The 1,500-nt window shown below is 64.6% G+C and carries 2 protein-coding genes; one reads left to right on the plus strand and one right to left on the minus strand.

The window, feature by feature from the left end:
- Nucleotides 1–326 precede the first annotated feature (326 nt).
- Entirely contained in the window at nucleotides 327–824 is a 498-nt protein-coding gene (locus tag SALPAC6_RS26575; RefSeq protein WP_018255398.1) for a hypothetical protein, read from the minus strand.
- 238 nt (nucleotides 825–1,062) lie between these two features.
- Here SALPAC6_RS26575 and SALPAC6_RS28445 point away from each other — a divergent pair, with 238 nt between their 5' ends.
- Nucleotides 1,063–1,428: a helix-turn-helix domain-containing protein gene (locus tag SALPAC6_RS28445; protein ID WP_317889035.1), complete on the plus strand. Its 366-nt coding sequence runs from the start codon at nucleotides 1,063–1,065 to the stop codon at nucleotides 1,426–1,428.
- Nucleotides 1,429–1,500: the final 72 nt, after the last annotated feature.

Below are 1,500 nucleotides of genomic sequence, written 5' to 3' on the forward strand. Positions count from 1 at the left end.
CTCTTGGTGGCTCTGTGTGGCACGGCCCTGACAGTCGGGTATTGGTGGTCGATCCCGGTCCTCAACATTCAGGGCGGGGGTTGGGTGTCAGGCGAATCATCGGGTGGTGAGATCGGCAACATCGTCCGTGACGAGCTTTATGACGTACGAGTCCGTCGGGCTGAGCATGAGTGTGGGCTGGGGTCTGTACATCGGGCTCGGGGCGATGGGTCTTCTGTGCCTCGCGTTGCTCTGGGCTTCAACGTTGGGAAGACCTGATGCCGGCCAGGTCTTCCGTTAGTTCCGAGGAGGGGCCGCTGTCGCTCGATTCGTAGTGTCGGTGGCGGCTACGAGCCGGGCCACATCCGGAGCAGGTAGTGCTCAAGGCTAGGGCGGGCGCCTGGTTCGTCGAGTCGTGTCGTGTCCTGGAGGAGCTTCTGTCGAGCGTCGTCGGCTTCCTGTCGACCACGGTGGTGAACGTCTATGGCGTAGGTGCCAGGCCCTGATGGTGGGTCGATGCCGTCGAAAGCGTCGCCGGTGGGAGCACTGAGTACGAGCTGTCCGGTGGGGCTCTGTAGCCGGAACACCGACGTCGGCGACCAGTTGGCACTCGGGTTCGTCGGACCTGGGCTCGTGTCCCAGATCTCGACGGTGACCGTCACCGGTAGCAGGTCTTGGACGACCTTGACGTACAGCTCGTAGCCGGTGCACGCGGCGATGTCGCGAATGGCGCTTGCGATCGCCTCGCCGGCCCCGACCCCTGCGTCGCTGTCGATGTCTCGTAGCGTGAACAGTTGGTAATCTGGCCGGAAGGTCACCGCGCGGACGAGCGCTCTGAAGGGCATCGTTTCCGTCTACTCTGGTCGTGGGAGCACCGGTCCCGGAAGCGAACTTGCCGGGACCGGCGGTAGTTTCGGTCGGATCTTAGCCCGTCAGACTAGTGTCCTGCGCCGGGAATTCGTTGATTAATTGTAGGATTGGTGGGTGGCGCGTAGAGGTCGGCCGGTGGTTGTGGTGACGTTGACCGATGAGGAACGCGCGACGTTGGTGCGTTGGTCACGGCGGGCCACGTCGTCGTAGGCCCTGGCTCAGCGGTGTCGGATCGTGTTGGGCTGCGCGGAAGGCAAGTCCAATCAGGATGTTGCTGCGGAGTGGGGGATCTGGCCGCAGACGGTGGGCAAGTGGCGTAACCGGTTCGTGGCCCGCCGGTTTCAGGGTCTGGTTGACCAGCCCCGGCCGGGCGCACCACGCACGATCGGTGATGAGCAGGTCGAGCAGGTCGTGGTTGCTACCTTGGAGCGCACGCCGACCGACGCCACGCACTGGTCGCGGGCGTCGATGGCGGCCGAGTCTGGGCTGTCGCGCTCGACGGTGGGTCGGATCTGGAAGGCCTTCGGCCTTCAACCCCACCTGGCCCCCACGCCGCCGGCAACCGCGCCCTGGAACTAGTAGTGCTTTGTTAGGTCGTTGTGGCGTGTCGCTTGTGTGAGCATGGTGGCGGTGTTTGGCTGCGGTGCGTGG

The sequence above is a fragment of the Salinispora mooreana genome (assembly GCF_000379065.1).
GTDB lineage: Bacteria > Actinomycetota > Actinomycetes > Mycobacteriales > Micromonosporaceae > Micromonospora > Micromonospora mooreana.